A 26081-nucleotide genomic window follows, 5' to 3' on the forward strand; every position below is an offset into this window, starting at 1 on the left:
GGATCACCTTCTTATAACTACGATTCTACACTGTCTGACAAAATTTGTCCTAATAAATTTATCGTAGCTCGAACATTCAATTTTTCTAGCCCATCATAAGTTCGAAACTGCATTTCATAAGACATACAATACGCAAGAACAAAAGTAGTTACAAAAAATAATAATGCAATTGCGATTAAAAAAATAGCCCCTCTGTCATTTTTCAATAATTGCCACATAGAAGGTTCGCTCCTTTTGCATACCGCTAGGAAATTTGACAGCAACTGTCAGCATATTGTCTATATAGCGAAATTGACAAGCATCAACGCCATTTAACATTGGCACATGTCCACCGTTTACTTGCTCTCGAATAAGATTGCGATAACAATCAATATGATAAACAATTTCTCCTCGTTGAAAGGTGATTCTTTTATGATCATCACGAATGGAAAACGTCGAAACTTCATGTAGATATCTATTTAAGTCATACACAAAAAGCTCCCATTCTGACTGTTCATCTGTTAGCATGGTTGAGGTCATGTCAGCAAACCATACCATTATTAGTACAAAAAGATGAGAGACCAAGACAAATACCATTAACTGAAACAAAGCTTCTAATAATGTATAGCCATTCTCATTCATAAACTTCACCTGTTAGCTGAATACATTTTTGACGAGGCTCACGCATATTATGAAAGCTTACGCAAATGCCTTGTCCATCGTTATATTGCCATTGATAAGTAGCCTGTTCAACTGTTCTGGAGCCTGCTGTTTGCTGGTAGGCTTGATATTGCTTTAGCCCCTCATAAGCCGTTTCAGCCGCTATCACCTCCATCTTTTTATTGGTAAGATTGGTTTTCATGGTATAGCTAATTGGCAATAAAGATGTGCAAAGCAACATGAAAATAACTATGGCTACAATTGTTTCTACAAATGAATATCCTAACTCATTCAACTCTAGCTCTCCCTCGTCCTAGTGTAATAATCACTCTTTTATACCCTTCTGGCGTTTTAAATGTCAGTGTGCCAGCTGTCATCACATTGCCACTGTAATTATAAATAAGCCTATATATAGAACTTTCATCAGGTAAAAATTTAACTCCTTTTGGAAAGGGGCGTACATATAAATTCGCAAAAACACCTTTTTGAATGACATAGCGATTGGCTCCACTTTCAAATGTCATCGCTATATATTGGCGTTGATCCATGCTGTAGGTTTGAATATAGTGAATATCTAATTCAATTTGTGTAAAAAAACGCTCTAATTCCTTTGCTTCAGCTATTTTCCAGGAAAATTTAAGAACAATTGCCGTGAGGCTCATCGCAATTACGAGAACAATTAGTATTTCAAGCAGCGTAAAGCCTGCTTCATGTTGACGTTGCCTCATTAGCCACCTGAACCCGCCTCTGAGTCAGCATTCGCTAAACGTACCTCACCTTCGTTGGTAATCACAATTTCTTCTTTGTTTGGACATGACGTTTCATTTTCTTTCAGATAGCCCTCCTTCACCAAATCATCCAATGTTGGATACGTCATCAAATCCACGCGATAAGCCTCAACCTGACCTTGCACCATGCTAATATAAGCAGTACATCCCTTCTCATCAATCGTGGCAAAGTGTTTGGTAACATTTGGGATAGTAATTAGAATTAAAATAGATATAATTAACAATACGATTAACATTTCAATTAAAGTAAAACCTTTTTGCTGTTTTATATACTTCATTATTTCCTCCTATACGATTTCAATCATCTGATAGATTGGCAGTAATAAACTCATATAAGCTGCTATGATGCATATGGCAATTAAAATAAAGAAGGTAGGCTGTACAAGTGCGAGCACTTTCTGGAAAAGCTGCTCCTGCTTGTCCATTAATAAATCACCGTACAATACTAGCTCTTTTCCTAAATAACCACTTTGCTCACCATGCGCTATAAAAATGGGAAAGTCCTGCTGAAACACAGCGAGCATCTTGACTGCCTGTGCTAAGGATTCTCCGAAAATAACCCTTTCTTTTAGACGCTGTGAAAGATTTTGCAGAAAAGGCTGAAGCTGCTGTTCCTCTAAAATTTGAAGGCTCGCCTGTAATGAAAAACCGCTTTGAAGCAAGCTTCCTAAATAGGCAGCAAATTGTCTTGTTAGCGTTAGCCTAAAATAGCTTTGTAGGAATGGAATCTTTAAGAGGATGGTAAGCTGCGTAGTAATAGCTTGTCGTTTAAGCAAGAAGCGACAAAGCCATGCTAGACAAAGTGTTACAAGTGTAACGATAATCACCGCATCTGGTATATGCAATAACATATTTGATAAGGCTAGGGACCCTGCCTCTGTTTCAACTGTACGACTTGCTGTTATTCTTTCAATATTCGGTAGGAAGACGGTGCGGAAGACGAAGAACAGTACTAATAAAAAGAAAATCAATGTAGCAGGATAGGCAAGCAGCTTGATCAATTTTTTCTTGGTTTGCTCACTTATCGCTAGCTGTCTGGCAACACCCTGTAATGCTTCCATCATATGGCCATTATTTTCGGCTACCGTAATTGCCACTAAATGCTGCTTGCTTAGCTGCAATGTTTCAAGTATGCCTGTTACCCCTACTCCCTGCCTCAGCTTGTCATCAATTTGCTGTTGTATATCCTGATACGACTCAATATGATGAGGTAACAGCATAGCAATCGCCTGTGGAAATAAATAGCCCTCTTGCATTAGCACATATAAGCGGTTGAAAAATTGAGCCTGCTCCTTTATCCGCCATTTTGTTGCCTTTTTATACTGAAGAAGCAGCCGGTCAATATATGTTTGTAACCGCATATTGCTGATTCTCCAATAATTCTTTTTGCCCCATTAATGTTCGTTCATAAGGAAGCTCATAATGTGTCTTTGTTGCTATAGCAGCAATGGCCTTACTTAAATAGCCATCATCTAAAATTTCATAAATGGCACGACGTTCCTCGTGTATAGTCGGTGCTTGGAAAAGTAGCTGAGCAACAATGCCAATCACTGTTTGCCGCAGCTCCTCAATGGATACACCTAAGTCCATTAAACGGTAAAGACAGTTGATGGAATCTTTTGCATGAATCGTTGCAAGGACTAGGTGACCAGTTAAGCTTGCCTCGATTGCAATTTTTGCCGTTTCCTTATCTCGAATTTCACCAATCATAATGACGTCTGGAGAGTGCCGTAAAATCGCTTTTAGCCCTGTAGCATATGTAACGCCTGCTCGCTCATTTACTTGAATTTGCAGTAAATTTGCTTGGCTATTTTCTACAGGGTCTTCTAAGGAAATAACATGTCGCTGTAATTCTGTAGAACAATAATGAATTAAAGAATACAGCGAGGTAGACTTGCCAGAGCCTGTTGCACCTGTAAAAAACAAAATGCCTTGCTTACTTTGCACAAGTGCCATTAATTGGTGTGCTGCACTTTCAGAAAAACAAAGGGAAGTTAGTGGGAATGTATGATTTTGAAGAAGTAAACGGATAATTAAGCTTTCTTTTAAGAATACCGAGGGAAGTGTTGATACGCGAAAGGCGTATGGATTTTGCTCCATCGCTTTTTGAAAGGAGCCGCTTTGGGGTTTACGGCGCTCACTAATATCTAACTCTGCTAGAAATTTATAATACGAGATCATTCTTTCAGCTAGATCATTTGGTAGCTCACCTGCTTGCAGGAGCTTATCATATTTTCGAAAATAGAGTTGGTATTTTATAGTGCCCGGCACCAGCAATAAATCGGATGCACCAAAATGATAGGCCTTTAGTAAAAGCTGCTCGCATTTCTGTTCAACAACCGTTTCAAAACTTTGCATACATGCACCTCTCTTTTAGTTCATGCGAATATGACCGCCCTATTCGTTATCCCTAGTATAAATAGAAAGTTGGCAGTAGAAAAGCCCTTTGCTGAAAATAAAAATTTGCGCTAAAAATACGTGAGAAAGTAGAGTTTTCAGCCTTTTCATCAAAATTCTTGTATTTTCCTTCAGCAGACATTTGGACATCTGCTGAAGCAAGATCAAAGCAGCCAGCATAAACAATTATCAGCTGACTGTTTTCATCCTCTCTTGTTTAAAATAATAGCAATTCATGTAGGTTGGTATGCATAGATAAAAAAGTTGTTTAAGTTGCTTTATCAATACCTAAATCAAAAAATAAGGAGTGATACGTACTAGCCGCTTACTTATTTGTTACCGAGTTGCTCCGCCAAACCGATTAGCAGTCCTTCGATTCCACGAATGTAGCACAGCCGATACGAGTCCTCATACTGAACCACTTCACCAACGAGCTGAGCACCATACTTAGTGAGTCTCGATACCATTTCGTCAATGTCTTCAACGGTGAACATGACGCGTAGATAACCGAGGGCGTTTACAGGAGCAGTCCGATGATCTGCTGTGGTAGGTGGAGTGAGAAATCGCGAAAGTTCAAGTCGACTGTGGCCATCAGGGGTAACCATCATAGCAATCTCTACGCTCTGAGAACCCAATCCAGTTACGCGACCAGCCCATTCACCTTCGACAGTGGCTCGCCCTTCGAGGTTTAAGCCAATCTCCTCAAAGAAAGAGATTGCGTCATCAAGGGATTCTACAACAATGCCGACATTGTCCATTCTTAGTAATTTGTTTTTTGTCATCCTCTTATCTCCTTATGTGTAAAAGTCTATTAACTGATTATCTACATAACATTATTCTATTAACAAGTTACAAATTCCTTCCAAACAAAAATACCTTGTCATAATATAGAAAATATAAATTATTTTGATAATTATAATATAGCTGTTTAAAAAGCCTTACTCAATGAACGGTGCAGATTAGTTGAAGAGCGTTGTTTGACTAGCATTCAATAATCGGGGCATAATGAAGAATAATTAAATCTATCATTATTTTAATGAGGAATAGACTTAGTAACCGCATTTTTCCTCCCATTTACTTGGAATGAATTTTTTATTTTTTAAACAAAGAGGAGAGTCAATATGGAAGTAGTATATTTTGCAGGTGGATGTTTATGGGGCGTACAAGCTTTTATAAAAACTTTGCCTGGCGTTACATTTACGGAAGCAGGAAGAGCTAATGGAACAGGTCATACACTTGAGGGTGATTATGATGGGTATGCTGAATGTGTAAAAACAGAATTTGATCCGACCATTGTCACAATCAGGGAATTAATGGGGTATTTCTTTGAAATCATTGATCCCTACAGTTTGAATAAACAAGGACAGGATGTTGGCGAGAAATACAGAACAGGCGTCTATAGTGAAAAGCCTGAACACTTACAAGAGGCGAAGGTGTTTATTGGTGAGAGAAATGATTGCGAACTTATTGTTGTTGAAGTATTGCCACTTACAAACTACATAAGAAGTGCAGAAGAACATCAAGATAGGTTAGCTAGATGTCCAGAGGATTATTGTCATATTCCAGAAGAACTATTGAATAAGTATAAGTAAAAGATGATTGATGGGATCTATAGCTTTCAGACATGCTTGATCATATAATAAGGGGAATAGAACTGGTTGAATCGGGTATGTTCGTTTAACAAGAATTAAACAATTTTTAAAAGCCTTATTACATATCTAATGTAGTAAGGCTCTTGTAATTAAACCACTTTATTATCGCTCTACAGCTAGCTCCTATCAGAGATGAGCGACTGCTATTATTCTGTCATTAAACTATAAACCGTAATTTTCTTGATTTTTGCGGCTACTACCATCGAGACTATATAGGCTAATAGAAAGATTCCGATACATAGCATTAGGATAGTTGGTAAATGGATAGTAAAATCTAAACGTTTGACGCCTGCACCTGACAATAATACAGCAAGCATTGGATTGGTGAAAAAGTAACCAAGCGCGCCACCTATTGTAACGCCCGTAATGATGACTGGTAGAAAGCTGATGGCGATTTGATGCATTAGTTGCATTGTTGAATAGCCGATAGCTTTCATCACACCAAATTCCTTTTTACGCTTAATAATCATTGTTTTAATGACCAGGTATAGAATCATGACAACAACTAGCACGGTGATGACTAGAACCGTCAGCAAAATGGCAAACACTGCATCTGTATACATACCTGTTTCGCTCTCTATATTTTCATCGATATCTACTGTTCCAACTAGATAATCCCCATATTGCTCTTGGACATTTTTGATAAAATCTTTGTTCGATATACCATCTAAATAAACATTCAGGGTAGATCCTTTATAGTTTGTTTGTAATTGTTGAATTCCTTCTAATGTCAATGCGGCTACCTGGCCTGAATGATGAATTAATTGACTGATTCCAGTTACTAGAAAACTAGCTGTTTCATTCTCAAATTCTACTTCAACTGTATCCCCAATTCCTTTATTGATTTGGCTTGATACAACCCAAGAGATGGATATTTCATTTTCATATTTTGGCTGGCGACCTTCGTAGACGATATTGTTTTCTAACTGGTCATAATGATTCGTAACATTTGTATACACGATTTGACCATCAATTTTCGTTTGAATTTTATCCAATAGATTCACTTTCCGTACATATTCCATTTGTTCAATATGACTCAAAAGTTCTCTTATATCTACATCTGGTTTGATAATTACATACACATTTGCAGGTTCTACACCGAATAAGTCCACAAATGCCGTCTTATCTGACGCGATGTTATAATAGGACACTGCTGAAAAGACAGAGGCAAAAGTTAGTGCAATAATGATGAAAAGAATCATCATATTTTGTTTTGCATTTGCAAGCGTTGATTTAATCGCAAGTAAGAAATGAAGTCCACCTCTCGCTTTTTCCAATGGAACACGATTTTTTCTAAAGTTATGTGTTTGAATGCCTCCACGAAGTGCTGCAACAGGAAGAATTTTCTTAACACGAAAGGCAGATAGTAGTGTAACGATTAAAACAGCAAGTGTAACAAAGAAAATACTGAGCAAATTAGCCATAAGACCAAATGTTTGCGTCCATATTAAACCAGATAACGTTGAAATAATACTTCCGAAGAAAGACATAAGAACATATGACAGCGCAATTCCTATCACACTTCCACAAAGAGCAATGAAGATAAATTGTAGAATCATCGATGAAAGAATTTGCCTACTTGTGTAACCAATCGCTTTAAGTACCCCAATATTTTCCACACCATCTTCAATACTATTTGCAATTTGGAATTTAATTACAATCAGTGAAACAAGTACAATTATTATTGCAAATGCTACTAGTATTGTCGCTAGAAGATTAATCGTTAATGTAGTTACACTTTTCACTAGTTCAATATCTAATCCCCAAATATTAGCATTCACTTCTATTGATTGGTGGAATTCTTTAAAAAAGTTGTTTTTTAACGTCGATGATTGTATTTGATCGTCCAATATTGCAGATATAACCAAGCCTTCTGATTGGGTACTTAATTCGTCTGCCAATTTTAAATAGGAAGGTTCCGGCAACATAAATTTCATAACGCCCATGTTATTCGTACCCATCATCGTTGTTTCAAAAAATCCTCCAATTCGATACTCATATTCCTTGTCTTGATAGGTGATGGTAAAGTGATCACCTAATTGATAGCCACCATTTGTTTTAAAACTATACGGCACAAAAATATCATGGGAACTATATGTATTCAGTTTTTCTATCAAATTTAACGGGCCAATACTACGTTTTGTATCCGCATTGAAAATAATGACATTAGTCGATAATTCACTATTGCCAAAGTTAAATTTAGCCATGTTCATTCTGATCATTTCTTCTGTTTCTGACTCTGTCACCCCAGGATATTTCGTTATAAATTCTCCATAACTTAGATGATAATTTGCATAATCCATCATTATTATTGCGTGAGGATCTTTTAATTGTTCAGCTTTACTTTCAAAAAATGGATTGATTTGTGTAATAACCATTAAACCAATATTCAAAAGTAAAGCAGCGACCAAAATAAAGATAAATAAAGAAAAGGTCGCAGATTTGCTTTTTCGAATATTCGCCAGCGCTAGGTTGATAATGTTCACCTTACCACCCCATTTCTGCAAGGAAATTTTTGAGCTTTTTATGGCGCTCGATATTGTCTTTATCACTGTATGTACCTAACTGCAAATCACCGTAAATAACACCATCCCGCAAATAGAGAATCCGATTTCCGCGCAATGCGGTTTTCATATCATGCGTGACCATCACGATACTTTGCCCGTTACGATTTACATCGGTAAATACATCCAGAACACTAGTACTAGCTGCTGAATTTAACGCACCGGTTGGTTCATCCGCAAACAATAATTTCGGGCTGTTTATTAATGCTCTAACAATTCCAACTCGTTGCGCCTCCCCGCCAGAAAGCTGTGTTGGGAACTTAGACCATGCATTTTCGCCGATTCCTACTTGATTTAATAATTCTTTCGCTTTTTTTTCAACTTCACGTTTATTTTTATTCACTAACAGACCGCTTGCCAGAACATTATCGAGTACACTCATATTGTCTAGTAAATAAATTTGCTGAAAGACAAAGCCACAATGATTCCTTCTAAATACCGCCAGCTGGTCGTTGTTTAATTTCGCTAAATTTTCGCCTGCAAAATCAATTGTGCCTAATGTAGGCTTATCCATACCACTCAGAGCATAAAGCAGCGTAGATTTCCCAGAGCCTGAACTCCCCATAATGATGGTAAAATCCCCTTCCAGTAAATGAATATCTAAATTTTTTAAGACATGCTGTTGAATCCCAGCGCTTGAGAAGGTTTTACATAGCTTCTCTGTTTTAATAATTGCCTTTGTCATATTGTTTTGTACGCCCCTTTATTTTCAATTCAAAAAAGACTGTAATGAAGATTACAGCCTTATCATACAAAATAAATTCTTAGTCAATCTTTAGGCAATTCTTAACTAATCCTTAATTCTTATGCCAGTTTAACTTTTAAGACAACTGTAAAGCCATCTTGGCGGTTGTAACAGTGAATATGGCCCTGCATATTTTCCATAAAATATTTTGAGATATAGAGACCAAGCCCTGAACCATTCTTCCCTTCAACATTTTTTCCGCGATAATATTTATTAAACAATAGGGGCAATTCTTCTTCACTAATGCCACATCCGAAATCTATCATATGGAGTTCGAGATAACCGTTATTAATTTGCGACTTAACGATGACCTTTGTGCCTGCATATTTATAGGAATTACTAATAATATTGTCTATTACCTGCTGCATGCGTAAGGGGTCTGTTAAAATAATGCATGGTGGCATAGCATCATAGACGATTTGATGATCATAATTAACATTTTCAATCATCTCTACAAGGATTTCGCTCGATTGCTCAGTTACCGTTAACTTTAATTGCTGTAGTTCTTCCAATGTAGCGTGGAACATATCCGTCACAAGTAAATTAATTTGCTCTGCTTTTGAGGAGATCGTCTGCACTTGCTTTATGACCTTGTCATCCTTTGCCTGCATCAGCATCAATTCACTAACTGCCTTAATGGAGGCAACAGGTGTCTTAATATCATGACTTAATGTGGCGACTAGCTCCTTCTTACTGCGATTAGATTCATACTCTCTCTGACGAGCAGCATCCAGCTCTTCCCGCAATAGATCAAAGCTTTCTGTAAATGCGCCAAAGTAATTGTTCTTGCCCATATTTAAAGGTATATCGAAATGCCCCCTCGCCACATTTGCAGCAAAAGCCTGAAGCTGCTGAAATGGCTTTAATAATGCTCTATGAATATAGGTAATATAAAGAATACTAATGATCATTAATAAAGCAAAAATTACACGAATGGATTCGACTAGTTCACTTTTCATTTGTTCCACTATGCCTTGTTCGTTATTATGGATAATGATTTTTCCTACTATTTCGTTATCTTTCTTTACATCCATCACTATATCTCTATTTTTTATGGCCTCATATATATGATGAAAATGACTATCCGATGTCTGGTAAATCACATTTTCAGAGGCATCTATAATAGAAAATGGCTGTGATACGCTACTGCTGTAAAAAGTTTTTTCCTGTATTTGTCCCCAATTTTTTTCAACCGTTTTGACCAGATCATTTATAGCAATAAGATCCACTTCTTCAGTATTCTTATTGTTAATAATGATGGTTGAGCCAGTAATGCCAACAGCAAAAACCGCTACAATCATTATAATGAGCCATGTTATTCGCATTGGCTTGTGTCCTCTAAAATATAGCCTGTTCCCCATACAGTTTTAATCAATTGTGGGTTCTTGGGATCCTCTTCAATTTTCTCACGTAAATGCCGAATATGTACATTAAGCGTGCCATCGCCTACAAAGGAATCGCCCCAGACATTTTGAAATAATTCATCTTTTGTAATAATACGATTTTTATTTTTTGCCAAATAATGCAGCAATTTATATTCCATCGTTTTTAGTTGAATATCAACTCCCTTTACCCGCATACGATGAAGTTTTGTATCCATTTGGATTTGTCCAAATGTCAAAGTTTCTTGTTGGTTGCTAGAACCTTTCCCATATCTTTTAAGTACAGCTTTGACCTTTGCTAGTAAAATGCTTAAAGTATAAGGCTTTTGTATGTAATCATCGCCGCCTATGTTAAGTGCAATTAAAACGTCATCATCGCTGGAACGAGCACTAATAAATAGAATTGGAATTTGCGTTGTTTTACGCAATTTTTTACACAAATCAAACCCCGACTCATGCCCGAGATTGATATCGAGAAGAATTAATGATGGTTCGTGTTCCTCCAAAAAACGCTCACACTCCGTTGCACTTGTCACAAATGCCGTTTTGACCTCAAACATATTAAAATATTCACAGGTTGTTTCAGCTAAAGCCATTTCATCATCAACGACTAAACAATCTAATTTCATCATAAACCTCCCTTGTACACTTTCAAAAACCATTTAATGGATCATTTGAACTAGGCTCTTTCCTCTCTTCGATAAAGTTATAGCATACTTTAATGGTATTGCACCATACTTATCTAAAGTATTTTATTGATGATCAATAAGCATTACTCCACTATTAGATTTTCCATTTTTTATAGCTAAACCATTTATGAAAGGTTGTAACTTATGTGATTTTTCATTATTCCTTACATCTACAAAACTAAGTGCCTTCTCTGAAGCTTTACTATTTTCCAGTGCATCCCCATCACAAATGGTTGATATGGTAAAAAATAAATACATGAAAAAATTAATATTTATACAGAAATGAACTGTATCTTTTTCAATAATACAATATAATAGAAATATCATGATTATTTTCCTAGCACCTGGTAGACGAATAACATTCAAAAATTTAAAGAGGTGAAGCATATGATCCATCCATTAAAAATTACGAGTACACTAGCTGATGAAACGAGATACTCAATTTATGAGTATATTCTAAAAGAAAAGAAAACGGTTACAGTCCAGCATATTGCAGATAAATTTGGCATTCATCCAAATGTTGCCAGGCTTCATTTGACGAAGCTTGCCGAAATCAATATTATCTCTGCTGACTTTGTGAAAACAGGCAAGGGCGGTAGACCAGGACGCGTTTATAAAGCTTCCGAAAAAGGTGTATCCCTCTCGTTTCCAAGACGTGATGAGGATCGTTTATTGAAATGGACAATTCAATTAGTACAGGACATTGGTCCATCAGCATTAACAAAATGTCAGGAAATTAGCTACCAAGACGGCTATCAGCAAATGAAAAACTATATAAATGCTGAATTAACATTAAGTAATTCCCTTTCCTTCGAAGATAAGCTTCAGCTATTAACAGATAATGCTGCATTAATTGGCTATATTCCGCAAGTTCAGCAAACAGAGCAAGGAAAAAAAGTAATATTCTCCATTTTTAATTGTCCATTCCAGGAGCAGTTGTCTGCTCATTCCGAAATTGTCTGTTCATTACACGAATCCTATTTAAAGGGACAACTAGATGCATTATTTTCAAACAATGAATTTGTGCAAATGGAAAGTATGGTACATAATTGTGATTTATGTAAATATGAAATAAACGTGACAGAAATCGATCGCTAGTTAAAAAATCCATTTGTTTGTCACAAAGAAGCAGAAGTTCCAGTTTACAGACACCTTTCATATCATTTATAATGAGTAAGAGATTATTGTGTCGTGGGCAAAAGGAGGGGAAATCTTCATGGATAATATGTATAAAGTTATGGCTTTCTGGACAGGTATTTTTGCCGTTATGTTCTACCTTGGTGGTATGAACGAGGTATCGCTATTATTCGTAGGTAATACAGGTTTATTCTTATTATTAGGCTTCTTAAACCTTTCAGAACGTATGTACATGTACATTTTCGGAGCATATTTAACTGTATTCTTCGCTGGCTTCACATACTATACAACATTCATTCACGTACCTGGTGGCGGTCATTAATCAAAAAATCGCGTGTCTCATATTAAATATGAGGCACGCTTTTTTGTTGCTCTCTTTAGATTTAGAAGCATAATAAAATCCCCCTTTAGGCGAGGGGGACTGATCGTTTATGAAGCTAGCTTAGGTTTATATTGATGAAAGACAATGGTTTGGACAATCATCCATATAGAGGATACCGTCCAATAAAACGGGATAGCTGATGGCATGAATAATGATGAAAGGACAATCATCATCGGCATGATCCACATTATCATTGTCATTTGTGGTTGACTATTTTCTGCTAATTTAAACGATAAATACATGTGAACCATCATCGCTAAACCTGCAATAATGGCCATAAAGATATCTGTAGAGCCGAGGTTAAACCATAATAAGCTCTCATGCATAATCGCATTGTTTTTAGAAATGGTCAAATACAAGCCCGTTAGAATCGGAAATTGTATAAGCGCTGTTAGACAGCCCGTTTTCATTCCTGAAAAGTTCTCCATCATTATTTGCGATATTTGCAGTTGATACGCTTTACGTTCTTCGTGTGTTGTCGCTTGGTTTAACTTTGATTGTAATGCAGCTAATTGCTCCTTATTCCCTTGAGTAGTTTGCGTAACCACTTGTTGAGATTTATAAGACTTGAAATTTGGATACATGAGAATTAAACGTATAAGCACTGTAAGCAATACGATTGCCGAAACATAGCTTCCTGTAAAATGAAAAAACACCTCTAATAAATTTGTCAATGGTTGTATTAATTGTTCAAGCATGAATGCGTATCTCCCCTTTTATAATTAATCTTATAAAAGGGCCGCTAATTTCTCATCTTTATCGGATTTACTGTAAATTACTTTTCTCAGCCATTTATTTAGTATAATATGCGATAAATAAATCTTTGTTTCAAAATTTACATTGACTGTTAAATCCATCGTTACATCAAAACTCGTGTCAAAAACAGAAATTTTATCAAATATAGTATAAATGTATACTTTAATAAACGGACTATGTTGAATTAAATAATTCACATCAGTAATCAGCGATAATAGTAAAATTAATTCCATTTACATCACCTATTTATATTCTAGCATAAATAAATGGAATTGTTTAATTTTTCTATCAATACTCCCTAAAAACCATTTAAAAATGGATTGGTTTCCATTTCTGCGCCAACCGTTGTATAGCTACCATGCCCAGGATAAATAATAGTATCCTCTGGTAGCGTTAGTATTTTCTCATGAATAGAGGCCAATAATACTTTGGTCGAGCCGCCTAATAAATCTGTACGCCCTATTCCCTGCTCAAATAATGTATCACCTACAATCGCAAAGCCATCGTTGTCGAAGATATAGGAAATACTGCCTGGCGAATGGCCTGGCGTAAAAATCGCTTTAAAGCTAAAATTGCTTATTTCAAATGATTGTTCCTCTTTAATGATATTTTCTTCGGCTGGTGGAGCAACAATATAATCTGGTAATGCCGCATATTTGCTAGAGCCATTTTTCGCGGGATCTCCAAGCCAACTTACTTCCTTCTCATGAATCCAGACAGGCACATGAAAAGCCTCACGTACAGCCTCTACAGCGCCTATATGGTCAAAGTGTGCATGTGTTAAAAAGATCGCTAACGGCTTTAAACCATTGCCACGAATCGTTTTCATTAAACGCTCCGCTTCCTCACCTGGGTCAAATATTAGACATTCCTTCTCTTTATTCGATACGATATAGCAATTTGTTTGGACTGGTCCAAGTGCGTAGCTTCGTACATTCATCATAGTAATCACCTCAACTTTTTATTATACAGGCTTTGCCACAATTTGACGATAAATGTTCATAGTTTACGCTATTTTAGTTCTCGACAAAAACAAGTAGAACGTTTACAATTAAGGAGGAATATTGTTTGCGACATTCATTTTCTGATGTCGAAAGGAGTGTCTATTTTTTATGAACTTATTAATGGTTATTTTTGGTCTAGTAGCGATTTTAGCTGTAGTTGGTACATTCCAAGCAATTAAAGAAAAGAACCTATTAAGCGTTGTTTTCAACTTATTAAGTGCTGCCGTATTCGGTTGGTTTGTCATCATGACAATCATTCATAGCGGTTACCCACCAAAATTACACTAAAATTTAGACAGAAAAAGAGCGATCTCTTAATTTAGAGATTGCTCTTTTTTCTTGGGCTTTCACCCAAAGAAAAAACCAAACGATTGTGTGAAACGCCCATTAAAGTGTTTCTCAATCGTTTGGTTTTTCTCGATGATTCGGCCTTTTGGAGTGGACGAATCGCTTTAATTATTTAACGGAATCTTGCTTTAAATTACCTGTCTTTTCATCATAGAAGCGTAGCAGGTCACCATTAATAATGGCATCCGAGTTTTCTAGCTCTGTTGTGGCACGATCAGCATATGGCTGACATGGCTCGCCGTCCTCTATTTCTTCACCAGTCGCTTTGTCATAGCAAACTTCGCCTGCATAGACGTATTTATCAGTGATAAAGCGTCCATCACGGAATACAACAAAGTCCTCATGCTCTGGAGAGAATAGGTCTGCACCCATTTGCATATCTTTTGATGTTTCAACACCAAGAAGATGTAAAATCGTTGGGCGTAAATCCATTTGTCCAGATATCTCTGTCATTTCCTGACCATCACCAGCTCCTGGAATATGGATAAATAAAGGCACTTCTTGTAGCTCTGCATTATCAAATGGTGTGATTTGATCTTTCCCTAAATATTGTGCCATCGCTTTATTGTGGTTTTCTGAGATACCATAATGGTCACCATACATCACAATAATCGAGTTCTCATAAACACCTTGATCCTTTAAGGCTTGGAAGAAATCTTTTAATGCTTCATCCATATAACGCACTGTTTGGAAGTAACGATTTAATGTACCTGAGTTTGAATCATATTCAGGAATCATAATATCCTCAGGGTCCAATGTAAATGGATAATGGTTCGTTAATGTAATCAATCTCGAATAGAATGGCTGTGGCATCTCCTTCATTAAAGCCGCTGATTGCTCTAAGAATGGAGTATCTTTCATACCCCAGTTAACAGCTTGCCCTTCTTCCACTGTATATGAATCTATATCATAAAACTTATTAATCTTTAGTGATTGATACATCATATCACGGTTCCAGAATGATTTATTATTTGGGTGCATGACATTTGTAAAGTAACCATTTTCTCCAAGACGTTCAGCCATTGAATTATACGTATTACCACCATGTGTAAAGAATACTGCACCACGGCCTAAACCAAACAATGAGTTTTCCACAATAAACTCTGAATCAGATGTTTTTCCTAAGCCTGTTTGGTGATAGAAATTACTAAAATAATACGTATCTTTATCTTTCGTTAAAGAATTTAAGAATGGTGTAACCTCTTGACCATTCATATCATTATTAATGACAAAATTTTGTAATGATTCCATTGATACCACGATTAAATTACGATCTTTATATTTCCCAAACATCTCGGGGTTGACAGCCGCTTGGTTTGAGCGAATATAGTTATTCACTTCTACCAGCTCACTACCATCCGCCAATGCACGTTGCGCAGATGATTTCGATTGAATATAAATATCATACAAATGATAGTTGTACGTACCGATGTTTTTTACTAATAATTCGCGGTCAAAACTACGTGTTAAAAGTTGTGGACGCTCTGTTTCTGCTAATCCTAAGTTTAAGAATGACATCGCAACCGCTAATACGAAGAATGCACGGCGAAATTCAACATTGATTTTGAATGTTTCTTTCATTCTTGGTAAAAACTTATTCGCTAAAATTAAAATAAGTACGTCCACAAAATATAATACATCCCAAGGCTCAACAATTGCTGCTACTGACGTGCCTAAGTCACTAAAGTTACTTGTTTGGAACAATACTGGTAGCGTAATAAAGTCATTGTAGAATCGATAGAACGCTACATTTCCGTATAAAACAATGGACAAAATAATGCTGACTGTAATTAAATAACGGTTTCTGGCTTTTGCAGATTTAAAGAATAATGACAAACCATACGTAAATAGCAAGAAGCTTAATGGATTAATAAATAAAATAAATTGTTGCATGGCATTTTCAATTTTCATCTCAAAGCTTGTGTGATACACAATGACCGTTTTAATCCATGTTGTTATAATTGCTAGTATCATAAATGAATGTTTAGGCCACTTTATTGATTTCATTCCTAACATCCTCCCTATTTCCTTACTCACAATGAGCAAATTCTAAAATAATTATTTCTATTTTGGTTACACTAAACGAACTTTTCACTTTCCCCAGACTTAGCTTTAACTCAGGCTTTTCTTATTGGAGTCTTACATCACTGCTACAAGCTCTTGTTTATCACAACGAAATATTTGTAATCATTTTTGCTCATTTAGAGTTTCTTACAAAAAATAATTTTTTACATTTTGTTACTGAAACAAAATATATCTTAATCCTTTTTTTACAGATTCGCAACATATATCTTTTGGAATTTATTTCTTAACGTTCTGCTATGCGCCAGATATCTATATATACGTTTTACAATGTAAAAAGTTTCTTAAAAACATAAAAACAGCGGAAATCCACTGTCTTTAGAATATTACATACATATTACATCTATATTACTTCCACTTTACACTACCCAATTTTATTTTCTTTCAAACATTACTTTTGCTGTGCTTCTATATGAAGTCTTGTCGCTTCCTGTCGAATGAGTAATAATGCCATTTGGTAATCTTTAATATCTAGGACATTCGCTTTATAGAGCTCACGTATTTCATCCTCCATTAACACCAAATCGCCAATCGGATCACGTGTATAAATATAAGTGCCATATGTTTTCAAAAGTTCATAAATATCTAACATTTTATCCATTTTCTTTCGCTCCTCGGTGTAGTTGACAATCAATGCGCTTTGTTGGTGTAACAATGATATCTACTGGGCAATCATGCGCTTCGGTAGGAACATGATGAACAATCTGCTCGTCAAATAGCAAAGAGATCAATTTTCCTTTTTTATAGTTTAATACATAGCGATCATAATAACCACCACCATAGCCAATTCGATAACCAGCCTCGTCAAAAACAACACCTGGTACAAGGATTACATCCATATCATTTGCGTCAACAAATTCACATCTTTCGGGAATAGGCTCACGCAAATGCATATATACAGTTTCAAGCTGGGCAAACGTTTCAATAACATAAAAAGACATTTCTCTTGTTTTCGGATTACATTTTGGCACAGCAACCTTTTTACCAAGCTGCCAAAGCTCTTCAATAAAAGAGATTGTGTCGACTTCTGGCTTATGTGAAATGGTTATACCGATTGTCTTTGCTTCTATTATATATGGCTCCTGTAGCACTTTTTTTACTACAGCTAATGATTGATGACAATGGGCTTGCTCAGTCATGGCTGCAAGCGCTTGTCGTACCTTGTTTCGTAATGTTGTTTTATCCATCTGGGCCAACCTCCCTTAAAGGCGAATATCTATAAACGAGTGCCTTTAAACATTCTACGATAAAATGTAGAAAGCCAAAACCACTTGTGGTTTTGGCTTAATGAGCAATTACTTTGTTTCACGGTGAAGAGTATATTTCTTCTCACGAGAGCAATATTTTTTAAGTTCAAGACGCTCTGGATTGTTGCGTTTGTTCTTTTTAGAAATGTAGTTACGTTCGCCACAATCTGTGCAAGCTAAAGTAATGTTTACGCGCATCATTAACCCTCCCACTCTATATCAAGAATTAAAATTTGAGCATGATTTATACGACTAACCTATTATAACATAAACTGAAAAAAAATCTACCTTCATTTCATATTAAGTTTGCATATGGTAAAATACCTTATAATTACATACTATAATGAGGTGAAGCTAGTGGATTTATCGATCCTATTAATGAGCATTGGAATTTTTCTGATCATTGTATCCTTCTTTTTCAAAAATAGCGCGAAAAAAGTCGAAAAAGATGTCGAAGAATTATCCATCGCTATTTTTCAAGAAACAAATCAGTTAAAACGTCGCCTAAAAGTTGTGGAGGAAGAATTATTATTAGAGCCTGAATTCCAAGTAAAATCGAAATCAGCTTCTCATCATACAGCGCACAGCCCTAAGGTACAGCAAATGATGCAGGCTGTACAACAAGCAGCTCAAACTGCAAAAGCCACGCAAACAACAGCACAGGCAAAACCGATTCATCAAATTATCGTTAGTCAGGTGCTTGAATTAAACAGACAAGGACTTTCTGTTGCAGATATTAGTATTCGTTCTAATTTAACAGAGGAACAAGTTCGTCAAGTAATTGCAAGCGGAGGTCGATAATCAATGAATCAATCTGCCATTCGTGCCTTTGGTATTGCTATTTTTCTTGTCGGTGCATTGCTCGCGCTTGCTGATCGCTTTGACCTAAATATCGGGCTTCCGACAGTGACTTCCTCTACAAAGCAGGATGTTAAGGAATTACAAACTAAGCTGCATCAAGCCGATGAAGAAATTGCGTCCTTAAAAGAACAGCTAAAAAAAGCACAGCCAGTTGAAACATCTGCTACAGATACGACTGGGCAAGCTGACAAGCCAACTCCTGAGGCGACAACCATGACACTCCAAATTTATAGTGGCATTACACCTTATATTGTTGCACAGAAGCTTGAAGACGGTGGGATTATTACAAATAGTGTGGAAATGGAGCTATTACTGGCCAATGCTAAATATGCACGTAGCCTGCAAATTGGCTCCTATGAAATTAATTCTTCCATGTCCTTAGAGGAAATTGCTAATTTAATTACGGGTAAAAAGCAATAAAGTGAATCTTCAATCTGTGGAGGTCTTACAGCCTGTACCTAACACTAAGAAAAGATTATTATTACGAGATACATCAAAAGCTGTCACCTCCTCAAATTAGGTGACAGCTTTTTAAATAGATTAGGCGATGCTTTCTAAGAAGGCTTGCATTATCACACTGCCTTCTTTTGTGCCAATGGACTCAGGATGAAATTGTAGGCCAAAAAGAGGGTATTGTTTATGTTGAATCGCCATAATCTCTCCATCATCACAAGATGTAGCAATAATGTTAAAATCCTTGTGTAATGTAGGCTGTTCAATAATAAGGGAATGGTAGCGCATCACTTGAATTTCACCAGCTAATTGTGCAAAAAGGCCTGTTTTTTCATATTGTAAGGACGACAGCTTCCCATGCATAATCTGTTGTGCTTGCACAATATTTGCTCCAAAAGCCTGCCCAATAGATTGATGCCCAAGACAAATACCTAATATCGGAAATTGCTGATACAGCTCTCGAATAACCTCTACCGTAATGCCCGCTTCTGTCGGTGTTCCTGGTCCCGGCGATAAAATAATAGCCTCCGGTGACATTGCTTGAATTTCTTCTATTGTAATGGCATCATTTCGCACCACTTCTACATCTTTCCCTAGCATGCTAATTTGTTGAAAAAGATTATAGGTAAAGGAATCATAGTTATCAATTAATAAAATCATTGTTTTACCTCCAATAGCGCCCGAGCTTTATTAAGCGTTTCCTCATATTCAGATAATGGTACAGAATCGTAGACGATGCCTGCCCCTGCCTGCACATGGGCTTGCTGATCCTTAATAATCATTGTGCGAATGGCAAGTGCTAAATCCATATCACCTGTCGTTGAAATATAGCCGACTGCTCCAGCATAAACACCACGCTTCACTGGCTCTAATTCATTAATTAGCTGCATAGCTCGAATTTTGGGCGCACCTGATACCGTACCAGCAGGTAAACAAGCTCGAAGTACGTCTAGCACATGAAGGTCATCTCGTAAGTCTGCAATCACCTCTGATACAATATGCATCACATATTTATAACGCTCAATCGTCATATATTTCATTAGCTGAACAGAACCAACTTTAGCAATACGGCCAAGATCATTACGTCCTAAATCCACTAACATACGATGCTCAGCGATTTCCTTGTCATCCTGTAGTAAAGCATTCGCAATTGCCTCATCCTGCTCGGCTGTTGCACCGCGCGGCTTTGTACCAGCAATTGGATTCGTTGTAACCTGTCGATTTTTTACTTTTACAAGACTTTCAGGAGAGGTTCCTAAAATAACATATGTGCCATAATCCATATAAAACATATAGGGCGAAGGGTTTGTTGTACGCAATTGTCGATACAATGCAAAGGGTGAGCCTGTAAATGGTGCTGAAAAACGTTGTGACAGCACAATTTGGAAGATATCCCCTTTTAAAATATGCTGCTTGGCACGCTCCACCAGCGTTACAAACTGCTCCTTTGAAATCATTGGCTTAAATGCCAATGTATCTACCTTTGCAGCGTCAAATGTTGCCCCTGCATAAAGCTGTTGCTCCATCGCCAAAACAGCTGTCTCCATCTCCTCTAACGTACGCCCTTCCTGAAATAAATCAATAGAGGCTAGTGTAATTTCCTGCTTTAAATGATCAAAAACAATAAAAGTATCATAGAAAAAAACATGGACATCTGGCATGGCTAAATCATCCTGCAAATATTCACCGATTTTTTCCGTATAAAAAGCTGTCTCATAACCGAAGAAGCCAATTGCACCACCAAAAAAGGCAAATGGATAGGATTCTCGATGAAAAGGCATAACCTGCTTTAATTTGTCAAGTACATTTCCGCTTGTTTTCTCTTGTTCTTCCCCTTTAGAAAATGTATATTCTTCCTGATTTCCTGTTAATTCTGCAACGGGGTTCACAGCGATAAACGAATATCGTCCGCTTTCCTCATGCTTGGCTGACGATTCGAATAACATTTTATATTGCCCTGTTAATGCTTGATACACCGAGATCGGGGTCATCATATCCCCCTGTAACACTTTCATCGCATACTTGCTAAGCTCAACTGTCATACATTTCTCTCCTTCTCTAAACTCTGCTCGTCTTTTACACCATAGAAAAAGGCCTTTCCATCACAAAAGGACGGAAAAGCCGTGGTGCCACCTTTATTGGTCTTATCGCAAGACCCACTCTAAGCCTTATAACGTAGGCATACGCTAACCCATACTCTGTTGTTCTGGATTAGAGCTCCGAAGTCCATTCGCCATTCATTTGTACTAGTTTCCACCAACCACTAGCTCTCTATTACAAATAATAATAGCTACTACTCTTCATCAAAGCTGATTGCTTGATACTATTGTAAAGCAAATTATCTTACAATTCAATTTATTTTTTATAACGCGATTGTTCATCCTCCACTGGACTCACCAATGTAATCGCAAAATCATCCATTATTTGACGAATAGCAAATAAAATATCTTGCCGCACTCCCAGCATAACAGCAGTATCATTTGTGGTAACAAAGAAACGGACAAGCAGACGATAATAATCATGATGCAACTCATCAATATAAACATGAATCATTTCTTTCTCCGTTTGATCGTGTAAATAGATTTCCTTATGAATAGCCGTGAGCGTGCTACGCAATGTTTCCTCACTATTGTCGATAGCGACATATAAAAATTGCTCGCATTTTCGTTTTTCGCGTCGTGATAAATTATAGATCGGACGATTCACTAAATAGGCGTTCGGCACATAAACAAGACCTTTATCCCCTGTTTGAATTAATGTGCTCCGGAGGTTGATATCCTCAATCGTTCCTTCGATCTTTTGGTCCTCCGTCGCTATCCAGTCTCCAATTTGAAATGGATTATCTAGCGCAACGGACATACCACCGAAGACATGACCTAGGGTATCACGAATCCCAAAGGCAATTGCTACACCTGTTAGGCCAATTCCTGTTAAAAAGCCATTGAGATTAAAATTCCAAAAGGAAGCAATGGTAAACATGGCAAAAATCATAATCAGTACTTTACTGATTCGTAGAAAAAACGGCAATAAAACATTTTGGTCCTCTTCATCTGATAATTGTAACGGCTGTTTTGTATAAAAATGCAAAACATCATAGACACCTTTAAAAGCAAAAAACACCATAATGGATAATACAAAGTTTTTTGTTGATGGATGTGTAAATAAAGGAACATCTATTAAATAGGAAAGACTTAACACAATCACTGCTGTTAAAAAAGCATAGCCAATTGCTTTGTTAAATTGGGCAAGCACATTAGCTTGAAAATGACGGTGACGATTTTTAAAAAACAGCACAATTTGATTAATAATTTTTTGAATAACAAATCGTTGAATAAGCCAGCCAACAAGGCAAAGTGCAATAGCAATGACAACATCTAGCCAAGTGGGAGCTGTAAATTTAGGTAAAAACCATTTTAATGACTCCATGTCTTTCTCCTTTAAAGTACCTATGTATCGCCAACAAAAAGGAGCTGACCTTTATAACAGCCACCCCTCTTGTTGTTATTGTATCCCATGATCCGCAAAAAAAGCCTTATTGGCAAACCAAAATTGCTGCGGATTAAAATGCTCTTCCCGCATGGCGACCACTGAAAATTCAGCATGATGTTTTCGTGTCATATCCTCCAGCATCGCTGTTGCCTGTTGGTTCATAAGCTGTTGCCCATCAATCGGTGTGCCTTCTGTAAACACAATAACATCTGCCTCAGCACCTTGTTGATTTTCCTGTAGCAACGTATGAACAAACTGTAAGACAGGTAACATAGCTGCTTCTCCACTTGCCCTATAGTCGATAAAGCTTTGAAAATCCGCTATATTCATATGACCATTTTCAAAGCGATAGTGTACATGTATTTGACGATCATAAGGGACAATATACAAATCACGCCCCTCCTCATGTGCATGCATAAATAATGGTAAAATCATGCTTTTGCAAAGCTCAGAATAAACTGCCATCCCTGTCGTTTGCTCTAAGCAAATAATCATAGGACCACACTCTTTTTTAGTGTGATGGAATGGCACATACAACACATTATCCTGCTTGGTGGTTTGCTGTTTTAGCTGCTGACGTCTTTGTGCTGACCATTTTCGTTCATAATATAGACGTTGCTCTTGGCTGTTTGCTAGTCGCTCTGCTTGCTCAATCGCAGGGATATTTTCTTGCATTTCCTGTATACTCTCTGCCAATTCGAGCGCAAAGGCCGCCATATTTTGTAATGGTTCACTCTCGAAAAAATAGTCGATAAAATTTTGTTGTTCTTGATTGTTTAATTCTTCGAGATGTAAATACTCATATAAAAAGCATAAATAGTGACGTTGGTCAAGTGTCATGGCTTCATCTAATTTTCCAATCAGTGCTTGTATCGCATCTTGCATACACGAGCACCTCCTAAACACTACAGTTTTGAATAATGTCTATAGTATAACCAAAAAATTTTTTTGACAATACAAATCTACTCGCTATATTGACGCCATCTACCAGACAATGTTGCCCGTTCCAGAAAATTTTATATTTAGCCATAGAAAAAGAAGAGCTGCTCTATCAGCTCTTCTCCAATTAATTATTTAATTCATAATGTTTGCCTTTTATTAGGTAAAATAGATGTTCAGCGATATTTGTAGCATGATCAGCCGAACGCTCTAAATAACGGCAAATAAATGTTAAATGCGTAATTTGTGAAATGTGTGCTGGATTGTCAATGCCTGCGCGTAGCAACAGTACAATGGTTGCCCCATATAAATCATCGACATAGTCATCAAGCTCAGCAATTTCTTTCGCTCGTACTGTATTTTCCTCCGTAAAAGCCTTAATAATGTTTTCTAACATTTCTACTGTTTTATCACACATTGTTTGTAAATTTGTTAGGGGAAAAACAATAGGCTCTTTACCAATCCGTATCGCTTCCTTGGCAATATTAACCGCATAGTCGCCTACTCGTTCCATATCCGATGCGGCCTTTACAAGCACCATAAGACGGCGTAAATCCGTAGCAACTGGCTGCTGCTTTGCAATCATTAAAATCACTTGGTCATTGATTTCCTCCTCAAGGCGATTAATATCTAAATCATCCTCAAGAATTTTTAAGGCTTTTTCTAAATCCTGCTCTATCAATGCTGTAAAAGCTATTTTTAATGCATCAATACTTCGATTCGCAATCGTAATAAATTGCGCCTGTACATCTTTTAATTCTTGCTCAAAACGCTCACGCACGATCATCTATTCACTCCTCCTTAGCCGAAACGTCCCGAAATATAGTCTTCTGTACGCTGATCTGCTGGTGTTTGGAAGATAATATCTGTTTTATCATATTCCACAACCTCTCCGCTGAGGAAAAAGGCTGTGCGATCAGAAATACGTGCGGCTTGTTGCATATTATGTGTCACGATAATAATCGAATAGTCTTTCTTTAGCTCCTGCACAAGCTCCTCCACCTTTAAAGTAGAAATAGGATCTAAGGCAGATGTTGGCTCATCCATTAAAATGACATCTGGCTCAATCGCTAAACAACGTGCAATACAAATACGTTGCTGCTGCCCACCTGATAAACCATAAGCATTTTGATTTAAACGATCCTTTACTTCATCCCAAATCGCTGCGCCTCGTAATGATTTCTCAACAATTTCATCCAAAATTTTTTTATTTTTAATACCATGAATTCTCGGTCCATAGGCAATATTATCATAAATTGATTTTGGAAATGGATTTGGCTTTTGAAACACCATGCCTACACGTGTTCTTAATTCCTCTACTGTATAGCTTTTATCTAAAATATTACGCTCACGATAGACAATTTCACCTGATGTTCGCACGCTCGGTACAAGCTCTACCATTCTATTTAATGTTTTTAAATAGGTCGATTTACCACAGCCAGAAGGCCCAATAATTGCTGTTACTTCATTTTCATAGATGCTTAAATTAATATCCTTTAAGCCGTGATGGTCACCATACCATAAGTTTAAGTTGCGTGTATCATAGACAATATTTTTTGCCACAGCTGCAGAAGATTTCGTTGTCTTATGAATGGATTGTATATTTGTTGTTTCCTTTTTTACCTCAAGTACCATAAGGTCACCTCATTAATATCGTTTTTGGAATTTATTACGAATAAAGATAGCAATCGAGTTCATTAATAAAAGCACAGTCATTAGCACTAAAATACCTGCTGCTGCAACATACTGAAAGGCTTCCTGTGGACGTTTTGCCCAGTCATAGATTTGCATTGGTAATGCTGTAAATTGACTTAAGAAGCTGTTCGGTAAAAACTGTAAAATAACTGGAATCCCTAAAACAACAAGCGGTGCTGTTTCACCAATGGCACGAGAGAGTGCTAAAATACTGCCTGTTAAAATCCCTGGAATTGCGGCTGGTAGCACTACACGTAAAATCGTTTGCCATTTTGTTGCGCCCATGCCATACGAGGCTTCACGCTGCTCATTTGGCACGGCACGAATAGCCTCCTGTGCAGCCACAATAATAACAGGTAGAATTAATAAACTCATTGTAAAGCCAGCAGCTAAAACACTTTTACCTAGCCCTAACATACGGACAAAAATTGTTAATCCAAGTAAACCAAAAACGATGGAAGGGACACCTGCTAAGTTAGAGATATTCATGCGAATAAAGTCGTTGATTTTATTTTTCTTGGCATATTCCTCTAAATAAATCGCTGTACCTACGCCTAAAATAATGGATACAGGCGCAACAACTGCCATTAACCAGAGCGAGCCTACTAATGCAGCTTTAATCCCTGCTTTATCGGCAAAGCGTGATGCAAAGTTTGTTAAGAAATCGATATTTAAATAATCAATTCCCTGAGTAATAATGCGATACAGTAAAATCGCCAATGTCACAAGTGCAAAGGTCGTTGCTAGAAAAAATAGGGCTTTCCAAACTTTATTGGATGTAATACGCTTTGTCATTCGTTTCATGACGACCGTATCATCTAAATAGCGCATA

The 26081-nt window shown here is 37.0% G+C and carries 33 protein-coding genes and 1 other annotated feature; of the genes, 6 read left to right on the top strand and 27 right to left on the bottom strand.

Going from position 1 to position 26081, the window contains the following annotated elements; genetic code table 11:
- Window positions 1-17: 17 nt before the first annotated feature.
- The 8 genes from MHB44_RS14070 to MHB44_RS14105 form a co-directional block, all read right to left on the bottom strand.
- Window positions 18-218: a hypothetical protein gene (locus MHB44_RS14070; protein WP_341299668.1), complete on the bottom strand. Its 201-nt coding sequence runs from the start codon at window positions 216-218 to the stop codon at window positions 18-20.
- Window positions 196-621 carry a competence type IV pilus minor pilin ComGF gene (comGF, locus tag MHB44_RS14075; protein ID WP_341299669.1) on the bottom strand — a complete coding sequence of 142 codons (426 nt, stop codon included), beginning with the start codon at window positions 619-621 and terminating at the stop codon, window positions 196-198. Before comGF ends, MHB44_RS14070 begins: the two co-directional genes overlap by 23 nt.
- Entirely contained in the window at window positions 614-934 is a 321-nt protein-coding gene (locus MHB44_RS14080) for a type II secretion system protein (protein ID WP_341299670.1), read from the bottom strand. Before MHB44_RS14080 ends, comGF begins: the two co-directional genes overlap by 8 nt.
- Entirely contained in the window at window positions 927-1367 is a 441-nt protein-coding gene (gene comGD, locus MHB44_RS14085; RefSeq protein WP_341299671.1) for a competence type IV pilus minor pilin ComGD, read from the bottom strand. The genes MHB44_RS14080 and comGD overlap by 8 nt, the downstream gene beginning before the upstream one ends.
- Window positions 1367-1705, bottom strand: coding sequence for a competence type IV pilus major pilin ComGC (gene comGC, locus MHB44_RS14090; protein WP_341299672.1), 339 nt, complete (start codon window positions 1703-1705; stop codon window positions 1367-1369). Before comGC ends, comGD begins: the two co-directional genes overlap by 1 nt.
- A 9-nt stretch (window positions 1706-1714) precedes the next feature.
- Window positions 1715-2788: a competence type IV pilus assembly protein ComGB gene (gene comGB / locus MHB44_RS14095; protein ID WP_341299673.1), complete on the bottom strand. Its 1074-nt coding sequence runs from the start codon at window positions 2786-2788 to the stop codon at window positions 1715-1717.
- The gene (gene comGA, locus MHB44_RS14100; protein ID WP_341299674.1) at window positions 2766-3785 is read right to left on the bottom strand and encodes a competence type IV pilus ATPase ComGA; all 1020 of its coding nucleotides are present in this window, start codon (window positions 3783-3785) and stop codon (window positions 2766-2768) included. Before comGA ends, comGB begins: the two co-directional genes overlap by 23 nt.
- A gap of 368 nt (window positions 3786-4153) precedes the next feature.
- Window positions 4154-4606, bottom strand: coding sequence for a VOC family protein (locus tag MHB44_RS14105; protein WP_341299675.1), 453 nt, complete (start codon window positions 4604-4606; stop codon window positions 4154-4156).
- Window positions 4607-4945: 339 nt separating this feature from the next.
- Here MHB44_RS14105 and MHB44_RS14110 point away from each other — a divergent pair, with 339 nt between their 5' ends.
- Window positions 4946-5416, top strand: coding sequence for a peptide-methionine (S)-S-oxide reductase (locus MHB44_RS14110; RefSeq protein WP_341299676.1), 471 nt, complete (start codon window positions 4946-4948; stop codon window positions 5414-5416).
- Between the two features lie 206 nt (window positions 5417-5622).
- Here MHB44_RS14110 and MHB44_RS14115 read toward each other — a convergent pair whose 3' ends face one another.
- The 5 genes from MHB44_RS14115 to MHB44_RS14135 all read right to left on the bottom strand — a co-directional run bounded on the left by MHB44_RS14115 (window position 5623) and on the right by MHB44_RS14135 (window position 11183).
- Window positions 5623-7962: an FtsX-like permease family protein gene (locus tag MHB44_RS14115; RefSeq protein WP_341299677.1), complete on the bottom strand. Its 2340-nt coding sequence runs from the start codon at window positions 7960-7962 to the stop codon at window positions 5623-5625.
- A gap of 1 nt (window position 7963) precedes the next feature.
- The gene (locus tag MHB44_RS14120; RefSeq protein WP_341299678.1) at window positions 7964-8725 is read right to left on the bottom strand and encodes an ABC transporter ATP-binding protein; all 762 of its coding nucleotides are present in this window, start codon (window positions 8723-8725) and stop codon (window positions 7964-7966) included.
- Between the two features lie 119 nt (window positions 8726-8844).
- On the bottom strand, window positions 8845-10110 hold the full coding sequence (locus MHB44_RS14125; RefSeq protein WP_341299679.1) for a HAMP domain-containing sensor histidine kinase: 1266 nt from the start codon (window positions 10108-10110) through the stop codon (window positions 8845-8847).
- Window positions 10101-10799, bottom strand: coding sequence for a response regulator transcription factor (locus MHB44_RS14130; protein WP_341299680.1), 699 nt, complete (start codon window positions 10797-10799; stop codon window positions 10101-10103). Before MHB44_RS14130 ends, MHB44_RS14125 begins: the two co-directional genes overlap by 10 nt.
- A 120-nt stretch (window positions 10800-10919) precedes the next feature.
- Window positions 10920-11183, bottom strand: a complete 264-nt coding sequence (locus tag MHB44_RS14135; RefSeq protein ID WP_341299681.1) for a hypothetical protein — start codon at window positions 11181-11183, stop codon at window positions 10920-10922.
- A gap of 60 nt (window positions 11184-11243) precedes the next feature.
- Here MHB44_RS14135 and MHB44_RS14140 point away from each other — a divergent pair, with 60 nt between their 5' ends.
- Both MHB44_RS14140 and MHB44_RS14145 read left to right on the top strand, forming a co-directional pair.
- Entirely contained in the window at window positions 11244-11954 is a 711-nt protein-coding gene (locus tag MHB44_RS14140; protein ID WP_341299682.1) for a helix-turn-helix domain-containing protein, read from the top strand.
- A 118-nt stretch (window positions 11955-12072) separates the two neighbouring features.
- On the top strand, window positions 12073-12315 hold the full coding sequence (locus MHB44_RS14145; RefSeq protein ID WP_024361272.1) for a DUF2626 family protein: 243 nt from the start codon (window positions 12073-12075) through the stop codon (window positions 12313-12315).
- Window positions 12316-12422: 107 nt separating this feature from the next.
- Here MHB44_RS14145 and yidC read toward each other — a convergent pair whose 3' ends face one another.
- The 3 genes from yidC to MHB44_RS14160 form a co-directional block, all read right to left on the bottom strand.
- Window positions 12423-13073, bottom strand: coding sequence for a membrane protein insertase YidC (gene yidC / locus MHB44_RS14150; RefSeq protein ID WP_341299683.1), 651 nt, complete (start codon window positions 13071-13073; stop codon window positions 12423-12425).
- Window positions 13074-13103: 30 nt separating this feature from the next.
- A complete protein-coding gene (locus MHB44_RS14155; RefSeq protein WP_341299684.1) occupies window positions 13104-13364 on the bottom strand; it encodes a hypothetical protein in 261 nt (86 codons plus the stop codon).
- Window positions 13365-13429: 65 nt separating this feature from the next.
- Window positions 13430-14074: an MBL fold metallo-hydrolase gene (locus MHB44_RS14160; RefSeq protein ID WP_341299685.1), complete on the bottom strand. Its 645-nt coding sequence runs from the start codon at window positions 14072-14074 to the stop codon at window positions 13430-13432.
- A gap of 169 nt (window positions 14075-14243) precedes the next feature.
- Here MHB44_RS14160 and MHB44_RS14165 point away from each other — a divergent pair, with 169 nt between their 5' ends.
- On the top strand, window positions 14244-14423 hold the full coding sequence (locus MHB44_RS14165) for a DUF2759 domain-containing protein (protein ID WP_053994384.1): 180 nt from the start codon (window positions 14244-14246) through the stop codon (window positions 14421-14423).
- Between the two features lie 168 nt (window positions 14424-14591).
- On the opposite strand, the gene MHB44_RS14170 is transcribed toward MHB44_RS14165, so the two are convergent.
- From MHB44_RS14170 to rpmG, 4 genes are all read right to left on the bottom strand, one after another.
- The gene (locus tag MHB44_RS14170) at window positions 14592-16490 is read right to left on the bottom strand and encodes an LTA synthase family protein (protein WP_341299686.1); all 1899 of its coding nucleotides are present in this window, start codon (window positions 16488-16490) and stop codon (window positions 14592-14594) included.
- A 466-nt stretch (window positions 16491-16956) separates the two neighbouring features.
- Complete coding sequence (locus tag MHB44_RS14175; protein ID WP_053994382.1) at window positions 16957-17166, bottom strand: YqgQ family protein; 210 nt, start codon at window positions 17164-17166, stop codon at window positions 16957-16959.
- Window positions 17159-17752: a 5-formyltetrahydrofolate cyclo-ligase gene (locus tag MHB44_RS14180; protein WP_341299687.1), complete on the bottom strand. Its 594-nt coding sequence runs from the start codon at window positions 17750-17752 to the stop codon at window positions 17159-17161. Before MHB44_RS14180 ends, MHB44_RS14175 begins: the two co-directional genes overlap by 8 nt.
- 108 nt (window positions 17753-17860) lie before the next feature.
- Window positions 17861-18010, bottom strand: coding sequence for a 50S ribosomal protein L33 (gene rpmG / locus MHB44_RS14185; RefSeq protein ID WP_008408521.1), 150 nt, complete (start codon window positions 18008-18010; stop codon window positions 17861-17863).
- 159 nt (window positions 18011-18169) lie between these two features.
- On the opposite strand from rpmG, the gene MHB44_RS14190 reads away from it, so the two are divergent.
- Complete coding sequence (locus MHB44_RS14190) at window positions 18170-18613, top strand: hypothetical protein (RefSeq protein WP_341299688.1); 444 nt, start codon at window positions 18170-18172, stop codon at window positions 18611-18613.
- A 3-nt stretch (window positions 18614-18616) separates the two neighbouring features.
- Window positions 18617-19093 (top strand): hypothetical protein, encoded by a 477-nt coding sequence (locus tag MHB44_RS14195; protein ID WP_341299689.1) that lies wholly within the window; start codon window positions 18617-18619, stop codon window positions 19091-19093.
- 120 nt (window positions 19094-19213) lie between these two features.
- Here the strand turns inward: MHB44_RS14195 and MHB44_RS14200 are convergent, their stop codons facing one another.
- From MHB44_RS14200 to pstA, 7 genes are all read right to left on the bottom strand, one after another.
- Window positions 19214-19786, bottom strand: a complete 573-nt coding sequence (locus MHB44_RS14200; RefSeq protein ID WP_341299690.1) for an aminodeoxychorismate/anthranilate synthase component II — start codon at window positions 19784-19786, stop codon at window positions 19214-19216.
- Window positions 19783-21168 carry an anthranilate synthase component I gene (gene trpE / locus MHB44_RS14205; protein WP_341299691.1) on the bottom strand — a complete coding sequence of 462 codons (1386 nt, stop codon included), beginning with the start codon at window positions 21166-21168 and terminating at the stop codon, window positions 19783-19785. The genes MHB44_RS14200 and trpE overlap by 4 nt, the downstream gene beginning before the upstream one ends.
- 63 nt (window positions 21169-21231) lie before the next feature.
- Window positions 21232-21442, bottom strand: a binding site (T-box leader).
- 39 nt (window positions 21443-21481) lie between these two features.
- On the bottom strand, window positions 21482-22552 hold the full coding sequence (locus MHB44_RS14210) for a mechanosensitive ion channel family protein (RefSeq protein WP_341299692.1): 1071 nt from the start codon (window positions 22550-22552) through the stop codon (window positions 21482-21484).
- A 75-nt stretch (window positions 22553-22627) separates the two neighbouring features.
- The gene (locus MHB44_RS14215) at window positions 22628-23500 is read right to left on the bottom strand and encodes a hypothetical protein (protein ID WP_341299693.1); all 873 of its coding nucleotides are present in this window, start codon (window positions 23498-23500) and stop codon (window positions 22628-22630) included.
- A gap of 181 nt (window positions 23501-23681) precedes the next feature.
- On the bottom strand, window positions 23682-24341 hold the full coding sequence (gene phoU, locus MHB44_RS14220; RefSeq protein WP_341299694.1) for a phosphate signaling complex protein PhoU: 660 nt from the start codon (window positions 24339-24341) through the stop codon (window positions 23682-23684).
- 14 nt (window positions 24342-24355) lie between these two features.
- Window positions 24356-25189 (bottom strand): phosphate ABC transporter ATP-binding protein PstB, encoded by an 834-nt coding sequence (gene pstB / locus MHB44_RS14225; RefSeq protein WP_341299695.1) that lies wholly within the window; start codon window positions 25187-25189, stop codon window positions 24356-24358.
- A gap of 12 nt (window positions 25190-25201) precedes the next feature.
- Window positions 25202-26080, bottom strand: a complete 879-nt coding sequence (gene pstA, locus MHB44_RS14230; protein WP_341299696.1) for a phosphate ABC transporter permease PstA — start codon at window positions 26078-26080, stop codon at window positions 25202-25204.
- Window position 26081 lies beyond the last annotated feature (1 nt).

It is taken from the genome of Lysinibacillus sp. FSL H8-0500, from assembly GCF_038051955.1.
In the GTDB taxonomy this organism is placed as follows: domain Bacteria; phylum Bacillota; class Bacilli; order Bacillales_A; family Planococcaceae; genus Lysinibacillus; species Lysinibacillus macroides.

Excerpts from the sequence above, each read along its gene's own strand:
- MHB44_RS14200 (WP_341299690.1), bottom strand. The coding sequence starts at position 19,786 with ATGATTTTATTAATTGATAACTATGATTCCTTTACCTATAATCTTTTT.
- MHB44_RS14155 (WP_341299684.1), bottom strand. The coding sequence starts at position 13,364 with ATGGAATTAATTTTACTATTATCGCTGATTACTGATGTGAATTATTTA.
- comGA (WP_341299674.1), bottom strand. The coding sequence starts at position 3,785 with ATGCAAAGTTTTGAAACGGTTGTTGAACAGAAATGCGAGCAGCTTTTA.
- MHB44_RS14120 (WP_341299678.1), bottom strand. The coding sequence starts at position 8,725 with ATGACAAAGGCAATTATTAAAACAGAGAAGCTATGTAAAACCTTCTCA.
- comGC (WP_341299672.1), bottom strand. The coding sequence starts at position 1,705 with ATGAAGTATATAAAACAGCAAAAAGGTTTTACTTTAATTGAAATGTTA.
- trpE (WP_341299691.1), bottom strand. The coding sequence starts at position 21,168 with ATGACAGTTGAGCTTAGCAAGTATGCGATGAAAGTGTTACAGGGGGAT.
- MHB44_RS14170 (WP_341299686.1), bottom strand. The coding sequence starts at position 16,490 with ATGAAATCAATAAAGTGGCCTAAACATTCATTTATGATACTAGCAATT.
- MHB44_RS14135 (WP_341299681.1), bottom strand. The coding sequence starts at position 11,183 with ATGATATTTCTATTATATTGTATTATTGAAAAAGATACAGTTCATTTC.
- pstA (WP_341299696.1), bottom strand. The coding sequence starts at position 26,080 with ATGCGCTATTTAGATGATACGGTCGTCATGAAACGAATGACAAAGCGT.
- comGB (WP_341299673.1), bottom strand. The coding sequence starts at position 2,788 with ATGCGGTTACAAACATATATTGACCGGCTGCTTCTTCAGTATAAAAAG.
- MHB44_RS14110 (WP_341299676.1), top strand. The coding sequence starts at position 4,946 with ATGGAAGTAGTATATTTTGCAGGTGGATGTTTATGGGGCGTACAAGCT.
- MHB44_RS14210 (WP_341299692.1), bottom strand. The coding sequence starts at position 22,552 with ATGGAGTCATTAAAATGGTTTTTACCTAAATTTACAGCTCCCACTTGG.
- phoU (WP_341299694.1), bottom strand. The coding sequence starts at position 24,341 with ATGATCGTGCGTGAGCGTTTTGAGCAAGAATTAAAAGATGTACAGGCG.
- MHB44_RS14130 (WP_341299680.1), bottom strand. The coding sequence starts at position 10,799 with ATGATGAAATTAGATTGTTTAGTCGTTGATGATGAAATGGCTTTAGCT.
- MHB44_RS14140 (WP_341299682.1), top strand. The coding sequence starts at position 11,244 with ATGATCCATCCATTAAAAATTACGAGTACACTAGCTGATGAAACGAGA.
- MHB44_RS14160 (WP_341299685.1), bottom strand. The coding sequence starts at position 14,074 with ATGATGAATGTACGAAGCTACGCACTTGGACCAGTCCAAACAAATTGC.
- rpmG (WP_008408521.1), bottom strand. The coding sequence starts at position 18,010 with ATGCGCGTAAACATTACTTTAGCTTGCACAGATTGTGGCGAACGTAAC.
- pstB (WP_341299695.1), bottom strand. The coding sequence starts at position 25,189 with ATGGTACTTGAGGTAAAAAAGGAAACAACAAATATACAATCCATTCAT.
- MHB44_RS14145 (WP_024361272.1), top strand. The coding sequence starts at position 12,073 with ATGGATAATATGTATAAAGTTATGGCTTTCTGGACAGGTATTTTTGCC.
- MHB44_RS14195 (WP_341299689.1), top strand. The coding sequence starts at position 18,617 with ATGAATCAATCTGCCATTCGTGCCTTTGGTATTGCTATTTTTCTTGTC.
- comGD (WP_341299671.1), bottom strand. The coding sequence starts at position 1,367 with ATGAGGCAACGTCAACATGAAGCAGGCTTTACGCTGCTTGAAATACTA.
- comGF (WP_341299669.1), bottom strand. The coding sequence starts at position 621 with ATGAATGAGAATGGCTATACATTATTAGAAGCTTTGTTTCAGTTAATG.
- yidC (WP_341299683.1), bottom strand. The coding sequence starts at position 13,073 with ATGCTTGAACAATTAATACAACCATTGACAAATTTATTAGAGGTGTTT.
- MHB44_RS14070 (WP_341299668.1), bottom strand. The coding sequence starts at position 218 with ATGTGGCAATTATTGAAAAATGACAGAGGGGCTATTTTTTTAATCGCA.
- MHB44_RS14125 (WP_341299679.1), bottom strand. The coding sequence starts at position 10,110 with ATGCGAATAACATGGCTCATTATAATGATTGTAGCGGTTTTTGCTGTT.
- MHB44_RS14105 (WP_341299675.1), bottom strand. The coding sequence starts at position 4,606 with ATGACAAAAAACAAATTACTAAGAATGGACAATGTCGGCATTGTTGTA.
- MHB44_RS14175 (WP_053994382.1), bottom strand. The coding sequence starts at position 17,166 with ATGGATAAAATGTTAGATATTTATGAACTTTTGAAAACATATGGCACT.
- MHB44_RS14180 (WP_341299687.1), bottom strand. The coding sequence starts at position 17,752 with ATGGATAAAACAACATTACGAAACAAGGTACGACAAGCGCTTGCAGCC.
- MHB44_RS14165 (WP_053994384.1), top strand. The coding sequence starts at position 14,244 with ATGAACTTATTAATGGTTATTTTTGGTCTAGTAGCGATTTTAGCTGTA.
- MHB44_RS14215 (WP_341299693.1), bottom strand. The coding sequence starts at position 23,500 with ATGCAAGATGCGATACAAGCACTGATTGGAAAATTAGATGAAGCCATG.